The 15,950-nt window shown below is 65.5% G+C and carries 18 protein-coding genes; 11 read left to right on the top strand and 7 right to left on the bottom strand.

Annotated features, from left to right (window positions below; all coding sequences use genetic code 11):
- The first annotated feature begins 24 nt into the window (after nt 1–24).
- From J7E80_RS15425 to J7E80_RS15395, 7 genes are all read left to right on the top strand, one after another.
- On the top strand, nt 25–1,362 hold the full coding sequence (locus J7E80_RS15425) for an MFS transporter (protein ID WP_215053074.1): 1,338 nt from the start codon (nt 25–27) through the stop codon (nt 1,360–1,362).
- 23 nt (nt 1,363–1,385) lie between these two features.
- Nucleotides 1,386–2,267, top strand: coding sequence for a transketolase (locus J7E80_RS15420; RefSeq protein WP_251036947.1), 882 nt, complete (start codon nt 1,386–1,388; stop codon nt 2,265–2,267).
- Nucleotides 2,264–3,301 (top strand): transketolase family protein, encoded by a 1,038-nt coding sequence (locus J7E80_RS15415; RefSeq protein WP_215053070.1) that lies wholly within the window; start codon nt 2,264–2,266, stop codon nt 3,299–3,301. Before J7E80_RS15420 ends, J7E80_RS15415 begins: the two co-directional genes overlap by 4 nt.
- Nucleotides 3,302–3,437: 136 nt before the next feature.
- Entirely contained in the window at nt 3,438–4,097 is a 660-nt protein-coding gene (locus J7E80_RS15410) for a GntR family transcriptional regulator (RefSeq protein WP_215053068.1), read from the top strand.
- A gap of 182 nt (nt 4,098–4,279) precedes the next feature.
- Nucleotides 4,280–5,170 (top strand): glycosyltransferase family A protein, encoded by an 891-nt coding sequence (locus J7E80_RS15405; RefSeq protein ID WP_215053066.1) that lies wholly within the window; start codon nt 4,280–4,282, stop codon nt 5,168–5,170.
- An 11-nt stretch (nt 5,171–5,181) separates the two neighbouring features.
- A complete protein-coding gene (locus J7E80_RS15400; protein ID WP_215053064.1) occupies nt 5,182–5,382 on the top strand; it encodes a DUF2795 domain-containing protein in 201 nt (66 codons plus the stop codon).
- 88 nt (nt 5,383–5,470) lie between these two features.
- Nucleotides 5,471–5,854 (top strand): RNA-binding S4 domain-containing protein, encoded by a 384-nt coding sequence (locus tag J7E80_RS15395; protein ID WP_215053062.1) that lies wholly within the window; start codon nt 5,471–5,473, stop codon nt 5,852–5,854.
- Between the two features lie 6 nt (nt 5,855–5,860).
- Here the strand turns inward: J7E80_RS15395 and J7E80_RS15390 are convergent, their stop codons facing one another.
- From J7E80_RS15390 to J7E80_RS15380, 3 genes are read right to left on the bottom strand one after another with little or no spacing between them, the layout of a single operon-like run.
- On the bottom strand, nt 5,861–6,511 hold the full coding sequence (locus tag J7E80_RS15390; RefSeq protein WP_215053060.1) for a dihydrofolate reductase family protein: 651 nt from the start codon (nt 6,509–6,511) through the stop codon (nt 5,861–5,863).
- On the bottom strand, nt 6,508–8,019 hold the full coding sequence (locus J7E80_RS15385; RefSeq protein ID WP_215053058.1) for a DUF4389 domain-containing protein: 1,512 nt from the start codon (nt 8,017–8,019) through the stop codon (nt 6,508–6,510). The genes J7E80_RS15390 and J7E80_RS15385 overlap by 4 nt, the downstream gene beginning before the upstream one ends.
- The gene (locus tag J7E80_RS15380; protein WP_215053056.1) at nt 8,016–8,408 is read right to left on the bottom strand and encodes a hypothetical protein; all 393 of its coding nucleotides are present in this window, start codon (nt 8,406–8,408) and stop codon (nt 8,016–8,018) included. Before J7E80_RS15380 ends, J7E80_RS15385 begins: the two co-directional genes overlap by 4 nt.
- 315 nt (nt 8,409–8,723) lie before the next feature.
- Here J7E80_RS15380 and J7E80_RS15375 point away from each other — a divergent pair, with 315 nt between their 5' ends.
- Nucleotides 8,724–10,208: an amidohydrolase gene (locus J7E80_RS15375; protein ID WP_215053054.1), complete on the top strand. Its 1,485-nt coding sequence runs from the start codon at nt 8,724–8,726 to the stop codon at nt 10,206–10,208.
- 65 nt (nt 10,209–10,273) lie between these two features.
- Here J7E80_RS15375 and J7E80_RS15370 read toward each other — a convergent pair whose 3' ends face one another.
- On the bottom strand, nt 10,274–10,783 hold the full coding sequence (locus tag J7E80_RS15370; protein ID WP_215053052.1) for a hypothetical protein: 510 nt from the start codon (nt 10,781–10,783) through the stop codon (nt 10,274–10,276).
- Nucleotides 10,784–11,125: 342 nt separating this feature from the next.
- Between J7E80_RS15370 and J7E80_RS15365 the strand changes: the two genes are divergently transcribed.
- A complete protein-coding gene (locus J7E80_RS15365) occupies nt 11,126–11,743 on the top strand; it encodes a uracil-DNA glycosylase (RefSeq protein WP_215053050.1) in 618 nt (205 codons plus the stop codon).
- Between the two features lie 109 nt (nt 11,744–11,852).
- Here the strand turns inward: J7E80_RS15365 and J7E80_RS15360 are convergent, their stop codons facing one another.
- The 3 genes from J7E80_RS15360 to J7E80_RS15350 all read right to left on the bottom strand — a co-directional run bounded on the left by J7E80_RS15360 (nt 11,853) and on the right by J7E80_RS15350 (nt 13,909).
- The gene (locus tag J7E80_RS15360; protein ID WP_215053048.1) at nt 11,853–13,082 is read right to left on the bottom strand and encodes a type II toxin-antitoxin system HipA family toxin; all 1,230 of its coding nucleotides are present in this window, start codon (nt 13,080–13,082) and stop codon (nt 11,853–11,855) included.
- Entirely contained in the window at nt 13,079–13,354 is a 276-nt protein-coding gene (locus tag J7E80_RS15355) for a helix-turn-helix transcriptional regulator (protein WP_251036946.1), read from the bottom strand. The genes J7E80_RS15360 and J7E80_RS15355 overlap by 4 nt, the downstream gene beginning before the upstream one ends.
- A gap of 144 nt (nt 13,355–13,498) precedes the next feature.
- The gene (locus tag J7E80_RS15350) at nt 13,499–13,909 is read right to left on the bottom strand and encodes a hypothetical protein (RefSeq protein ID WP_215053046.1); all 411 of its coding nucleotides are present in this window, start codon (nt 13,907–13,909) and stop codon (nt 13,499–13,501) included.
- 122 nt (nt 13,910–14,031) lie between these two features.
- Here J7E80_RS15350 and J7E80_RS15345 point away from each other — a divergent pair, with 122 nt between their 5' ends.
- Nucleotides 14,032–14,745 (top strand): FCD domain-containing protein, encoded by a 714-nt coding sequence (locus J7E80_RS15345; protein ID WP_215053044.1) that lies wholly within the window; start codon nt 14,032–14,034, stop codon nt 14,743–14,745.
- Nucleotides 14,746–14,774: 29 nt separating this feature from the next.
- Nucleotides 14,775–15,848 carry an asparaginase gene (locus tag J7E80_RS15340; protein ID WP_215053042.1) on the top strand — a complete coding sequence of 358 codons (1,074 nt, stop codon included), beginning with the start codon at nt 14,775–14,777 and terminating at the stop codon, nt 15,846–15,848.
- The last annotated feature ends 102 nt before the right edge of the window (nt 15,849–15,950 follow it).

Here is a 15,950-nt window from a genome sequence, read left to right as displayed (position 1 = left end):
GCGCTCTTCGAAAGGAAACTCTTCATGAGCAAAGAAGCTCTGAAAATGCGGGGCCACGTCCATGGCACAAAGGACGCAAAGCGCGTCGCCATCGGCTCCGGTGTTGGCGCGGTCATTGAGACCTATGACTTCATCGGCTTCGGCACCGCCGCTGCCCTGTACTTCGGTACGGCCTTCTTTCCTACCGGGGATCCCGTGACCGGAACGCTGGCGGCCTTCGCCACCCTCGGCGTCGGCTTCGCCGCCCGTCCGATCGGCGGCGTCATCGGCGGACACCTCGGGGACAAGGTGGGCCGCAAGCCCGTGCTGGTCGCCTCACTGATCCTCATGGGCGTGGCCACGTTCCTCATCGGACTCCTGCCCACCTACGAGCAGGTGGGCCTGCTGGCTCCTGCCCTGCTGGTGTTTGTCCGGATCGTTCAGGGCCTGGCGTTCGGCGCTGAATGGGGCGGCGCCATCCTGATGAGCTACGAACATGCGCCCTGGAAATCCAAGGGCAAGTACACCGGCATGGTGCAGGCCGGCTTCCCTGTTGGTCTCCTCTTGGCGAACCTCGTCTTCCTCGTGAGCGTGAACCTGGGCGGCGAACTCGCGTGGCGCGTTCCGTTCCTGGCCAGCATCGTCCTCGTCGCTGTCGGCCTGATCATCCGCTCCAAGGTCCCGGAATCGCCGGTATTCGACGAGGTCAAGGAAAGCGGCTCCATCGTTAAGTCCCCCATCATCGAGGTCATCAAGACGGACTGGCGCAGCATCGTGCGCGGCATCGGCCTCCGCATCGCGGAAACTGCCGGCTACGCCGTATCGATCACCTACATGATTTCCTACCTTCACACCCAGCAGCTGGCTGACAAGGCCCAGACCCTCGTTGCCCTCTGCATCGCGTCGGCGATCGGCATTTTCGCCACCATGGCCTGGGCCCGGCTGACAGACAGGATCGGCCGCCGGCCCCTTTACGTCTGGTCCTGCGCCTTCGCCGCGCTGTTCGGCATCCCGATGTTCCTCCTGGTGAACACCGGAATGTTCATTTTCGTCATCGCCACCATCGTTATCTCGTACGCGGTCTGCCAGAACTCCCTGGCCGGGGCGCAGGGCCCATGGTTCCCGGAGCTGTTCCAGGCCAAGACCCGCTCGTCCGGAGCCTCACTCGCCTACCAGGTCTCCGCGATGGTCTCCGGCTTCACGCCCTTCATCACCACGCTCCTGTTCGTTTCCCTGGGCTGGATGGGCCCTGCGCTCCTCTTCAGCTTCTACGCAGCCATCGGGCTCTGGGCGGCTATCGTCACCCGGGAAACCTGGGGCAGGCGTGAACGGCAGCTTGCAGATGAGGCCACCAAAAGCACTCCGCAGACAGTGAACGTCTGATGACCTCCACGGAAGAAGTACACATGAGCACCACACAGGAAAACGTGGCTCCCACGACAGAACGCGTTGGCAGTGTCTCTGCCGCGGCGTACCGGATCCGGCACCACGCCGTGAACATGGGCGAGGTGCAGGGCCAGGGATATGTGGGCCAGGCCCTCGGCGCCGCTGACATGCTCGCGGCCGTCTACGCAGACCAGCTCCGCTTCCGGGCCGAGGATCCGGAATGGGAGAAGCGGGACCGCTTCCTGCTCTCCACCGGCCACTACGCAATCGGGCACTACGCGGCGCTGGCGGAGGCCGGCGTCGTTCCGGTCGAGGAACTCGAAACGTACGGCTCGGACGACTCCCGGCTTCCCATGTCCGGCATGTCCACCTACACCCCCGGGATGGAAATCTCCGGCGGCTCCCTGGGCCACGGGCTGACCATCGCCGTCGGCATGGCACTGGGCCTGCGGTACCAGGGGTCCGACGCCCGGGTCTACAACTTCCTTTCCGACGGCGAACTGGACGAAGGCTCCACCTGGGAAGCCGCCATGGGGGCCCACCACCACCAGCTCGGCAACCTGACGGCGATGGTCGATATCAACGCCCTGCAGGCCGACGGCAAGACAGACACCGTGCTCCGCACCGAACCCGTCACGGAAAAGTGGGAAGCCTTCGGCTGGTATACCCAGCGGGTGGACGGGAACGACGTCGCCGCGCTGCTGGCGGCGTTCGACAACGCAGCGAACCAGGCCGCTGCCGTCGGGCGCCCCTCCGTGATCCTGTGCGACACGAAGGTGGGCCGCGGCGTGCCCCTGCTGGAAGACCGCGAGAAGGCGCACTTCATGCGCATCGAAGAACACGAGTGGCAGCTGTGCCGCGAGCAACTGACCGCAGGATTCGAAGGAAGGGCCGCCCGATGAGCATTGCCACCACCCCAGCCACCGCTGCAGCGACGACCGCTGCACCAAAGACCGCCGCACCAAAACTGAAAACGTCCGCCATGATTGCGTCGTTCGCGGACCCGGGCCAGAAAACAGCATCGGCGCCGTTCGGGCACGCCCTGGTGAAGGCGGCCCGGGAGAACGATAAAATCGTGGGCCTGACCGCGGACCTGGGCAAGTACACGGACATGCACGTTTTCGCCCAGGCCTTCCCGGAGCGGTTCTTCCAGATGGGCATGGCCGAACAACTGCTCTTCGGCGCCGCGGCGGGACTGGCGGAGACCGGTCTGGTGCCGTTCGCCTCAACGTATTCGGTGTTTGCGGCCCGGCGCGCTTATGACTTCCTTTGCCTGGACAGCGCGGAGCCCAACCTGAACGTGAATATCGTGGGCGGGCTGCCCGGGCTCACCACCGGATACGGGCCAAGCCACCAGGCCACTGAGGACATGGCGATCTTCCGCGGCATGCCCAACCTGACCATCGTGGACCCCTGCGACTCGATCGACATCGAACAGGCGGTCCCCCAGCTCGCAGCCAGCGACGGTCCCACCTACCTGAGGCTGCTGCGCGGCAACGTTCCCGCGGTGCTGGACGAGTACGGCTACACGTTCGAGCTCGGCAAGGCGAAGGTCCTGCGCGGGGGCAACGACGTCGTGTTCGTCTCCAGCGGGCTGATGACCATGCGCGCCCTGCAGGCCGCCAAGGCGCTGGCGGCGCAGAACGTGGATGTCGCCGTCGTCCACACGCCCACCATCAAGCCGTTCGACGCCGCGACCGTCCTCGCGGAAATCAACACGGACCGGCTCGCCGTGACCCTGGAAAACCACAGCGTGGTGGGCGGGCTGTTCGAAACTGTGGCGTCCGCAGTAGTCACGGCCGGGATCGCCAAGCAGGTGGTGCCGGTAGCGCTGCCTGACGAGTTCCTGGACGCCGGGGCACTGCCCACACTGCACGAGCGCTACGGGCTCACAGTCCAGCGGATCGTGGCGAAGGTCCTGGCCCAGCTCGGCTAGCTCCACATCAGACCAGGAAGATATATGGCAGAAAGCGCGGGGCCGGTAGATACCGGTCCCGCGCTTTCTGACGTAACATCAACAGTTAACACATCGGCTGTAAACAGTCGACCACTGACATTGGGGAGAAGTACCGATGGCCGCAGCAACCGCTTCACTGCTGGGACTGCAAAAGAAAAGCCTCCGCGAACAGGCTGTGGCGGCGTTGCGCACCGCTATTACCAGCGGCGCGCTCGAGCCAGGCCGCCACCTGGTGGAAACCGAACTCTCGGACATGCTGCAGATCAGCCGCGGAACCCTCCGCGAGGCACTGCGCCAGCTGGAACAGGAAGGACTGTTGTCCGCCGGGCCCCGCGGCCGCCTCTCCGTACGCCATCTGGACGCGAAGGAAATCCGCGACATCTACTCTGTGCGGGCCGCACTGGAATCATTGGCCGCACGGACGCTGTGCGAACTGCCGGACCGGCAGCACGTTATTTCCACCCTGCGCGCCGCCATCGACACCATGACGGCGGCAACGAAAGGCACGCTGGAGGAGCAGATCGAATCCGATATGGAGTTCCACCGCACGATGTGCCGCCTCACCGGCAATGAGACGCTGCTCCATTCGTGGGAGTCACTTGAGGGTTCCATCCGGATGTCAATCATGTTCGCCGGGCTGGAAAAAGGCGTCAAGAACATGAGCGTGGACCGGCACCATGACATCGTGGCCGCCATCGAAACCGGCGACGCCTCACTGGCCCGCAAAACGATCCGGGAACACATGGACACCGCCGCCGACAACTTGGTGGCCTAGGCAGCCTTTTCCTTGGCGTCCAGGGCCACATTGAACCGCCCCGTCCCGGGTGGACTTACCGGCCGGACTGTCTGCTCACCGCTGGCCTCGTCCGCTTGGACTGTTTAGTGCTTCGCCGGCTGGGTACATGAAGCTATGCACTGTACGGACAAAGCTGGCCTCCATCCGGAAGGCGGTGAACCATGAATCGCACTATGTCCGCCGATTGGGCCTCCGGGCGGATCATGGAGGACGCAGCCCTGGATGTCCTCATCCCTACCTGCAACAGGCCCGCCGAACTGGCCGTCACGCTCGCCGGCCTCGCCGCCCAGGCATCACCGGTCTTCCGGCTGGTGGTCAGCGACCAGTCGGACGGACCGGCCCCCTGGGACAATGCGACGGTGGCCGCCATCCTGCGCGTACTCAGGGCACAGGGCGGGGCGGTTGATCTGCTACGCCACCTACCGCGGCGCGGCATCGCCGAACACCGGCAGTTCCTCTTTGAACAGGCACGCGCCGAGAAGGTGCTTTACCTGGACGACGACGTGTGGCTGGAGCCCGGAGCGCTGGGCAGGATGAACGATGCGCTGGACGAGCTCGGCTGCGGCTTCGTGGGGATGGCTCCTCAGGGGCTCTCCTACCTCGACGACCGCAGGCCGGAGCAGACCACGGCCTTCGAGCCCTGGGAAGGACCGGTGACGCCTGAACGTATCCGGCCGGACAAACCGGCCTTTCATCGCTGGCCCCTGCACAGCGCTGCCAATCTCAGCCATCTGAGCGCCGAGCTGGGACTGGAAGCGGGGACGTGGATTCCCTACAAGATCGCCTGGCTGGGCGGCTGCACCCTCTACCGCCGCCAGGTCCTTGACGACGCGGGCGCATTCCGCTTCTGGACACAGCTGCCGACGGAGCACTGCGGTGAAGACGTGGTGGCCCAGTGGCGGGTGATGGAGATGGCCGGGGGCGCCGGGATCCTGCCCACCGGAGCCGTCCACCTCGAATCCCCCACCACAGTGACCGACCGCCGGGTGGAGGCCCGCGACATAGTGCTGGCAGAACCAGACGAAAGAGACACCAGAGCAGTTGACAAGTGAAAGGTACTGACATGGCCGATGCACCTAACCCGATCCAGATCCAGAAATTCCTTGGCGGAGTGGACTACCCGGCAACCCGGGAAACACTCCTCTCCCACGCCAAGGACTCCGGTGCGGACAGCAACGTCCTGGACGCGCTTGGAAACATTCCAGACAAGGAATATGACAGCCCGACGGCGGTGAGTTCGGCGGTCTCGGACGCTAAAGGCTAGCGGGGCTGCTGCCGGGCGGCACCTCGGTCGGGGCGCTGTTGCACCGCTCTGCTAAAGGCGGCGCACCCCGCTATACTCGGCAGCAGTCATGAGCAGCCTTCCTTCAGCCCCTGCGACGGTCCGCGTTGATGCCTGGCTGTGGGCGATCCGCGCTTATAAGACGCGCTCCGCGGCCACTGCAGCATGCCGTGCGGGGCATGTCCGCCTCAACGGAAACCCGGCCAAGGCCTCACAATCGGTGGTGCCTGGCGACACCGTCCGCGTCCGCCAGCCGGGGTACGAGCGCATCCTCGAAGTGCGCCGGCTGATTGCCAAGCGTGTCGGTGCCGAGGCGGCGTCGCACTGCTTCACCGACCACACGCCACCCCGGCCCGTGGCACCGGCGCTCGGGCTGCCGCAGCGTGACCGCGGAGCGGGGCGGCCCACCAAGAAGGACCGGCGCGAGATGGAACGGTTGCGGGGCCCAAGCTAGTCCGGGTCACTCCTTGATCTGTTCCCGCCCCTCCCGCACTTCGAACTCCCCTACTTCCAGCTCCCCGGCACCGAAGGCGGTGGGCAAGAGCGTGAGATGCACGGCTCCTGCCGCCGTCGTCTTGCTCCCCGCCAGAGTGAACGCGGACGGCACGGCTCCGTTGTCGAAGAGCCGCTTGCCCTGGCCGAGCACCAGGGGAAAGACGATGACCCGGTATTCATCCACCAGGCCGGCGTCATGCAGGGCGCGGGCCAACTGATGGCTGCCGTGCACCTGGAGTTCCCGGCCAGGGCCGGACTTCAGGTCATCGATCGCCTCGAGGAAATTGCCGGAAAGGACGCTGGTGTTGGTCCATGTCGGGTTGCTGATGGTGTTGGAAACCACGTACTTGGGCAGCGAGTTGAGGGCGGCGGCCACGGCGTCCCCTGGATCGGTGACCTGCTCCCAGTAGGGCTGAAACATTTCGTACGTCGTGCGGCCAAGCAGGATCGCATCGGCCTCGGCGAACCAGGCGTCGACGAGGCGGCCAAAGTCGTCGTCCACGTACGGGACCAGCCAGCCGCCGAATTCAAAACCGCCGCTGGTGTCCTCTTCCCTGCCTCCGGGGCCCTGCATGACGTTGTCAAGGGTCACGAACGTGTGGACGGTGAGTTTCATGATTGGCCTTTCGGTTGGTTGAGGGGCTGGTTTTGACCGGGATCGGCCGGGCCCAAGTCGAGGCGGAACGGCGGATACTCGTCCCGCATGAGCGCCACGTACGCCGTCACGCGGTAGACCCAGCGGTTCAGGCCGAGCAGCAGGTCGAACAGGCTCCGAAGGTATCTGCCGGTGAAGAGCAGGATGGCGCCGGCGATGAGGACCAGGAGCGCGATCAGCGAGAGCCCGCCACCGGCCGCGTAACGGGCAGCGCCGCCCGCAAATTCATCCTCGGCGGCAACCCAGACGCGGGAGCTGCCGGCGAGCACGCCGACGATCAGCAGGTGCGGGATGGCCAGCAGCCAGGACTTCACCAGGACCAGGCCGCGCGAGAGGTGCTCGGGGTAGTCGACGTCGAAGTCGGCCGGATAGTCCGTTCGGGCCAGGGTGAAGGGCGGGTAGCGGTCCGTGCCGAGGGCGGAGAAGGCATAGAAGGACACCCGCCAACTCCAGCGCAGCACGCCGACGTTGAAGTTGAAAAGTGACTGCGGGTAGCGGGCGGTGAACAGGATGGCGAACCACGCCACGATGCTGGTGACGATCAGGGCAAACCACAGGAAGAACAGGACGATAATGTGCGGGATTGCCAGCAACCACTTGACCAGCCACATCCAGCGCGACACCGCGGGATCCAGTTGCCCGCTGAGGTGGGCCGGGTACGGCGAGTTTGAAAAGAGCCCGACGGCGGCGGGCGACGGCGTTCCGCCCGCAACTGGCCCCGCGCCGCCAAGTGTCGCGGCGGTGCCGGTGAGAGCGGCGGCAGGTCCCGCCGTCGGACGTTCCGGCAGTGGTCTCTGCCGGCCGAGACCCATGGCGCCTGCCACGATCAAGGGAACCCCGATGGCAAGCAGGACGAGGCCGCCGATCAGCAGCGCCAGGAAGAGGGGCCAGAGCAGGTCCGAGCGGATGCCGCCCTGAAGATCCGCCGCCACGGGGGCGCTGGCGTCGGCGTTCATGACCACGATCGCCCAGCTGCCGGGCCGCAGGTCCCACCTGAGTTCCTGGGTGCCGGCGCCTGCGGCGGAAGCTGCCCAAAAATTCTGGGCGCTGGGGCGGGCCGGAGTCCGGATACCGGGAACGTCGCGGTATTCAACCCTGAACGGCCGGAGCTCAAGCTCCCGGATCTCGGAGTGCCTGACGCCGTCCAGGTAGCGGGCGACGTCCTGCTGCGGGGCGATGCCGATGAAGATGTCTTTGCCCGCTGTCGCAGAGGCGCCGCGAAGGAGGATGCTGCCGGCACTGTCCGAGGGGATGACGTCGGGCAGTCTTCCGCCCGCCATGATGTCCAGTCCCACAGATGTGATGGCGTTGGAGCTGGCCTCGAAGCGCTCCAACGACGAGGTGAAGTAGCCTTCGTCGCGCTGCTGGAAGTTGAGCCATCCGACTCCAGCTGCGCCGGCGAGCAGCCCCAGACCCAGCAGCGCCGCGAGCGTGCCCAGGACGAGCATCACCACGCGCCCGGTTTTCATGCGTGCTCCTTGGATTTGGTGCTGCGGAGCCGGGCCGGGCGGGAGTGGGGGTCTTGCGCGTGGACGCCGTGGGAGTGGGTGAGCGAAATCGGCGGCGGATCCACGATGCGGAGGCGGCATGGCTTCGCCGATTTGCCTTCGCCGGTCAGCTCCGTGAGCTGGGCGGGATCGTGGAGGGCCGTGATGGCCTCTGAGACAGCACGTGCCCGGGTCAGGTCGATGACGATTTCGCGGCCGGGCAACAGAGCACCGGTCCTGCGGGCTATGACGTTTAGCGCCCGGATATTGGCGACCGTCAGCATTCCACGCACTTCGATGAGGGCGGTTTCCATGTTGGCTTCGATGTGGACATGGACTTTCAGCCGGTGGTGCATGGCCATGCGGTCCATGTCCTCACAGCTCCCTGCCCGGCAACGCCGCTGGCTGGAGAATCCGGAGCGGGTTCGTGAGTATGGTCATGTGGCCGTGATCTCCTGCCGTTCCAAGCTGGCGGGAAACGCCCGGTCCGTCATGCCCTTCCCCAATCTTGCCGGGACCGCGACGTTTAGCTGACGGCGGCCCCTCCCCCGGACTTCATTGTCGGGGACCGCGTCACGTCCAGAATGCACCCTTGGACTGTCGCTGGGAAGAGGCCGACCCTTCGGATATTTCGGCAGCCCACCGTGGATTGTTGCCTTCGCCCGATTCGCCCCTAGCCTGTTCGTATGTTTCCTGATGCTGTGGATCCTCTCGCGCCCGACATCGTGCTGGCGGCTGCCAGGCAGCCCGGAGACCTGGCGCCGTCAAACATCCACATCCGGGATGGTGTCGTTTCGCGGATCACTGCCGGGGATGAACAGCCGCATGCCCGGGTGCTCGATCTGGAGGGCAGATACATCATTCCCGGGCTGTGGGACGAACACGTCCACATGACGCAATGGGCCCTCGCCGCCAACCGGATCGATGTGTCTTCCGCTGGGTCGGCACGGGAGGCCGTTGAGGCGGTGCGTTCCCGTCTGGGTGGCGCCGACACGGGCCGTACAGTCGTGGGCACCGGGTTCCGGGACGCGGTGTGGTCCGACGCCCCCAGCCTGGAGATGTTTGACGCCGCAACCGGCCAGATGCCCGCCGCCCTGATCAGCCATGACCTTCATTGCATCTGGCTGAACTCCGCTGCGGCCTCGAAGTACGGCGTGGAGGTGGACGCCGGCGGCCTGCTCCGTGAGGACGCTGCGTTTGCCGTGACACGCGAACTGGGCCGGTTGCCGGATGACGTTGTGGATTCCTGGGTTCAGGATGCTGCCCGGGAGGCCGCCGCCCGCGGCATTGTGGGCGTGGTGGATTTCGAGATGACCTGGAACCGCGACGCCTGGCTGCGCCGCATGGCCAAGGGCTTCGACTCGTTCCAGGTGGATGCAGGGGTTTATCCGGAGCATCTTGACCGGGCGGCTGCCGCGGGCATGCAGACCGGGCAGAAGCTCGACGGCGGCGGCCTTTTGCGGGTCGGCCCGCTGAAGGTTTTGATTGACGGTTCCCTGAACACGCGCACGGCCTACTGTGTGGATCCGTACCCGCACGGCGGTCGAGGCATCCTGACGGTCAGCGAAGGGGAACTGCTCTCGCTGCTGGTGCGGGCGCGGGAGGCGGGGTTCGTTCCCGCTGTCCACGCCATTGGCGACGCCGCCAACCAGGTGGCGCTGGACGCTTTCGCCGCCGCCGGCATCCGCGGGCGCATCGAGCATGCTCAATTTGTCCGGAAGGAGGACTTCGGGCGGTTTGGCGAGCTGGGGCTGATCGCCAGCGTGCAGCCGGCCCACGCCTTGGACGACCGTGACACCGCCGATTCCAACTGGCCCGGCCGCACTGACCGTGCCTTCCCGCTGCGCTCCCTGCTGGATGCCGGGGCAGCACTGGCCCTCGGATCCGATGCCCCTGTAGCGGCGCTGGATCCGTGGCTGGCGATGTCGGCTGCGACGACGCGCTCCCGTATGGACGGTCGCGGCCCCTGGCATCCGGAACAGGCCCTCACACGGGAGGAGGCACTCGCCGCCTCGACACGGGGGCGTGGCCGGATCCGGGTCGGCGACCCGGCGGACATCGTGGTGCTCGACGGCGATCCTCTGGCAGTGCCCGATAACGTGTTTGTCGAGATGCCGGTTGCTGCGACGCTCCTGGCCGGACGGTTGACGCACAACTCGCTTGTGTCATGAGCAGGTCCGGATTTTCAAGGGGCCGGATTTTCAAGGAGCCGGGGCCAAGATCCGGGTCACCAAGGCTAGGTTCCCTTGACCCGTGCCTGGACGAGATTGGCAAAGGGAAGCCTGCCGTAGAGTCCGCGGAATTCCGCGTGGTACTTGGCCTCCGCCAGGTTCACCGCGGTTGCAGGCAGTTCTTTCCAAGCGATGATCAGGGACTGCGCTCCGGCAAGCTGCCAGATGAGCCGGCCGTCCCAGTGGCCTGGTGGCTTGCCCTTCCCGAAGTCGACAAACTCCTGGATCTGCCTTCGAAGACCGCGGTTGCCTTTGCTCCCGGGGCCTGCTTTACCTATGTAGAGAACGTCTGCGTCCTCCACCCACTCAGCATTGAGCGCTTCGGCCCGCAGCGAAGGGTCCTTCTTCTTAAACACTCCTGCCGTGCTCTTGGCCAGAAAGGCCGGCTCAAACCCTTCAGGGCGGAGCACCGCGAAAATCCCGGGCCGCTGCGGAATGCGGTTGATTTCGAGCTGTTCGATCGACCGGAACCCGGTAAACCCGTCGTCCTTCAGCCCTTGTTTGGTGATTGGCAATGAGTTCCTTGGAGTATCTGGAAGGTCTGTCCCGGGGGGGGCCAAGAGGCACTGCTCATTCTTCCTCACACGGACATGCCAGCTTTCTCCCCGCGGTCCGAGCGCGTCCGAGTATGTTCGAGCACCAGCGATCTACAAGCAAGCTCCCATCGACAGCCAAGCTCCTGTCTATGAGACAACTCTCGTCTAGGAGTTCGTCAAGTTGGCCGACGAGGTCAAAATCCGTGTTGTGGCCTGCCGTCGTCACTGCTGCGGCTAAACTCCCCGCGCACCCAAACCGCCAAACGCGTACAGTGGAACAAGACGCCTGATTCTGGACGCCGTGCTGCTGAGGGAGAGATCGTGACGATTGACTGGGACGAAAAAAAGGCCCTGCTACAAGAACCGAACATCGCGGCGGTAACGCAGCTGTGCGACGAACTCATGGAAAAGAAGCCGGGATCCATCGTTCCCTACATCGATCCGATCCATGACGAGGACGAGTGCCGAATCGTCAGCCTGCATGTCAGCCCCGGCAAGGGCACCGAATCGGGGTTTGTGTCCCATTTCAACGATGATGAAGCCGCCCGCCGTGCCACCCAGATTTACGGGCTGGCCGAGCTGGACCCCAGGTATGTCATGCCATGGAACGCCTACCCCTGGGTGCGGGATCCGGACATGCCGTCCGCGCTCAACGTCCAGGAAAAGACAGACGGACTGCGGCCCTTCCGCCAGTTCCTGAAGATCAACAAACGGGTCTCGGCCATCATCGCCCACGGCACCGACGCTTCCACATTCCTGACCCTCTTCGAGAAGACGTACCACTCCTCACTGAAGAACAACGGCATCAAAATCTACAAGGCCAGCGCGCTCGGCGGGCGGGCCTTCGCTGTTTCCGAGGCCAAGCAGGAAGAGCTCCTGACCAAGAGCGTGGACATCTACAAGGACGCCATGCAGCGAGCGGGCATCCAGCACCTCTAGTTCCGTACCGACTGAGGCGAATTCCGCACCAACAAAGGCCCGTCACCGTCAGCGCAAAGGCCCGTCTCCGTCAGCGGCCCGACGGCGGGACGTCACTTCCGGTGCCGGCTTATCCTTCCAGCAGCCTCCGCCGGTGTTTAAGCTCCTTGACCCACGCCCTGGTGACCATGTCCGGAAACGGCGAGGCGCCGTCGTCGTTCGTTGACGCAAAGGCCGTCCCCGCCTCCACGTCCGCGAGCAGCGGGCCTGCCGCTTTCAGCGCCAGCTCCACTGCCTGGACGGCCGCGCGCTCGGTCAGCCCGAGCCCCGTGGCCCAGCCCAGGAAATGCTTCCGCGAGATCCCGCTGCGCTTGCCGCCGAGCGTCAGGGCCAGGGTTTTGTCGCCGTAGACCACTGTGGAGGGGATGTCGTAGACGGGGGCAATGGACCACTCCCCCGTCGGTAGCTGGACCATGGACACGTTCTTGGCGTGCAGGTCGCCGTTGCCGCTTAACCACGCGAACGCCGCCTGGATGACCAGGTTCCGCAGCGCAGGCAGTGGCGCCGCACAGTACTCCACCAAGGCGTGGCACACCGTCCCGAACCCCACGTTGTACTTATCCGCCGGGTACAGCTTCAGCACCTGGGCACCGTCTTCAACGGCCAAACGCTGTACGCCGTCCGGGCCGACAGCAGTGTTCGGCACCCGGTCGAAGCGCTCCACCAGAAGCCCCGGCCGGCCGGCGACATCCCGCATGAGCTGCACCCGGCTCAGCGGGATCCGGAGCTTGGCGGCGTAGCGGAACATGATGAACTCGTTCTCCACGACGTGCGGGAATTCGGGCGCGTTGAGCTTGAGGATGAACCGCCTCCCGGCGCTGGCCACCGGCATCGAGATCATCCCGGCGGACAGCTTGTCCTGCACGCCCGCGAGCGCCACGGGATCGATCAGGCCGGAATCGCCCAGCAGCTCGTCGAAGTCCACCGGCTTCCGGGGGTCAACTTCCACGGCGTGATCCTCCGGATCCAGTGGCTCGCCGTGGCCCACGATCTGCACGTCGCCCACAGGATTCCCGCCCGCGGCGATGAGCAGTGACAGGTCGTCGTCCGCGCTGGTCTTGATGGATCGGCGAAGCGCATTCAGCCGTCGGCCCTCCGGCAGCAGCCCTGTGAAGTAGGGCGGTGCGGCGCCTGCCGCGGACAGTACGGGTTCCGCAGTGAGCGGCAGGGAACTGGCGACAGCGGGAGCGCCGGAGTGCAGGTACGCCGGCAGGTACGTGAACTTGGTGCCGCCGTCGTGCCGTTCCAGCCGCGCCGCGAGAACGCTCCTCTTGTAAATGTCGGCGACGCGATGCCTCATGGCCGGGCTTCCTCCGGCGTGTCAGCAGTGCCGCCGTGCAGCAGGGCGCGGGCCGCATCCCTGGCGCGGGTGGCAACATGCAGTTCAAGTCCCAGTGTCTCCAGGACCGCCAACAGGGAATCGAGTTGGACGCTCGGCTTGCCTTGCTCCACGAAACGTACAAAGCGTTCGGAGACTCCGGCCATGTCGGCGAGGTCCTGCTGGCTCAGCCGGAGCGCGGTCCGGCGGGCACGGACTTCTGCCGCAAGCATCCGTGGAAAATTGGTAGCCAAATGGGAGCCCCCTTATAGGCACGTTCGTACCGAATGCTGATACCTTTCAGCCTAAACCCACTTCATAGACATGAAAAGGGTCAAATCGGCACGAACGTGCCGAATGGATATGAAGCGCAGTGAACTCCTGGCCAGTGCCAGCAATCAAAAGAGCGGCGCAGTGTTCTTCTCTACCAGCGCCGGGTTCCCCAGTGATTCCCGCTTTTTCTTGAGGAACCCGGCTCGCTGATATCGCTGGGCCAGAATAAACCCAGCGGGCGTGCCTTGTTCGTAGGATTCAACGAAAACAGCCTCCTGCCGCCCGTCCTGGGTGGTCATGAAACCGTCCCAGGCAAGGGCTATGCGGTCAGGAAGGGGCTCGTCCCGGACCGATTGCCTGGCTGCGGCGACGCTTTCCTGAAGCTGGCCCGCGACGTAACGCTGCAGGTGCCGTTGATCGCCTTTCTCTCGAATAACAAATGGCACGAGGTCGACACCCGATGAGACGACGGAATCGATGGCGTGATCCAACGCCATGAATGCAAGGTTGACAAGTTCCTCTGAATATTCATCCATGGCAGGAGGGTATCGGGCAGTGGCGGCAGAAGGTAGGGCCTGGCAGCCGACTCACGGAAAGGTCATCCCCGACCTCGTTCGCCCGAATTGACACATTCTGTGACCCGTGCCATATTTTAAGCGTGAACCTGTCAGACAGCCGGACAGCCGGACAGCAAGGAACAGCTCCTTCGCCGCTTGCGCGCCTCAGCGCCGCCGAAGCTGTGTTCAACGCCATCCGCGGCGACATCGAGGGCGGCAAGGTGGCCGTCGGCACCAAGCTCAACTCCGAAGCCGGTCTTGCCCAGCAGTACGGCGTAAGCCGCTCGGTGATCCGTGAGGCTCTCCGCTCCTGCAACGCTCTCGGCCTGACCGTGACCCGGACGGGACGGGGGACCTTCGTCGTCTCCGACCACGTGGCCAACGACCTCGTCCTGGGCCAGTTCTCGGCCCGGGACCTCACCGAAGCCCGGCCCCACATCGAAGTCCCGGCTGCCGGCCTCGCCGCCGAACGCCGGACCGCCGAGGATCTGGACATCTTGCGCTCCATGGTGGCGTCCATGACAGTCGAGACGGATCCCGAGGCATGGGTAGTGCTCGATTCCGGCTTCCACGCCGCCATTGCCAGGGCAAGCGGTAACAAGGTCTTCGAAAGCGTGGTGGCCGACATCCGCGACGCCCTGACCCACCAGTCTGAAACGCTGAACCTCGTGACGGACCGCCAGCACGCTTCCGACGTCGAACACCAGCGCATCCTCGACGCCATCGAAGCCGGCTCCGCCGCGGATGCCAGCGCAGCCATGAGTGAGCATCTCCGCGCTGTCGGCGAAGCCCTCGACTCCATCCTTAACCAGTAACCAGTTCCACCCAACAGCCCAAGGACTCCATGCCCTCCCCTGCCATTCCGGCAAGCCTCCGGTTCTCCGCGCCTGCCGCCGCACTTAAGCCCCTGCCCCGGCACGAACCGCTCGCCTTCCAGACCCGCGACGGCCTCGTGGAAAGTGTCCACTACGGCTCCCTGATCGCCACCACGCCGGACGGCAGCACCATCCTTTCCGTCGGCGAGCCCCACGTGGCCTTCTACCCGCGGTCCTCGCTCAAGCCCCTGCAGGCCGTAGCCATGGTGCGCGCCGGCCTTAACCTCCCTGCCGACCTGCTGGCCCTCACCGCCGCAAGCCACTCCGGAGCGGCCGTGCACCGCGACGGCGCCGACCGGATCCTGCAGCTCCACGGGCTTACAGCCGCCGCGCTGGAAAACAGCAGCGACCTTCCTTATGGAGTCAGTGAGCGCGAGGAATGGCTGCGCGACGGCGGCCTGCCCACCCAGATCACCCAGAACTGCTCAGGAAAGCACGCAGCCATGGCAGCCACGTGCCTGATCAACGGCTGGTCCGTTCAGGGCTACCTCGACCCCCGGCACCCGCTGCAGAAGCTCGTCGCGGAGACCGTGACGGAGCTGACCGGCGAGGAACCATCCGGCATCAGCACCGACGGCTGCGGCACCCCGCTTTTCGCACTGACCCTCGCCGGCATGGCCCGGGCGTTCGGCCGGCTCGCCTCGGCGGAACTGCCGGATGGCGCGTCCGCTCCCGGAAGCCCGGAAGCCGTCGTCGCGCATGCCATGCGGAAGCACCCGGAAATGGTGGCGGGCGAAGGCCGCGACGTCACCGAGCTCATGCGGCTGATGCCGGGCCTGCTAGCCAAGGACGGCTTTGAGGGCATCCAGGTGGTCGGCCTGCCGGACGGCCGCGCCATCGCCCTCAAGATTTCCGACGGCGGCGACCGCGCCCGTATGCCCGTCACCGTGCGCGCGCTGGAAGCGCTCGACGTCGACACCGCACCGCTCGCGGGCATCGCCACCGCTCCAGTGCTGGGAGGGGGCCGCCCGGTTGGTGTCCTGACAGCCACAGAATTTCCCGCTGCCGGCTTCATCCCGGTCCAAGCCACCAACGCCCTGTGAGGACCCCCGTGACCATCATCGAAAACAAACCCGACGTCCGTTCCGAGCATGATCTGCTCGGCGACCGGGATGTCCCGGCGAGCGCGTACTGGGGTGTCCACA

Origin of the sequence: Arthrobacter sp. ISL-28 (assembly GCF_018613875.1) — a bacterium.
Lineage (GTDB): Bacteria > Actinomycetota > Actinomycetes > Actinomycetales > Micrococcaceae > Arthrobacter.
The sequence above is the reverse complement of the archived record's forward strand: the minus strand, read 5'-3'. Positions and strand labels throughout refer to the sequence as shown.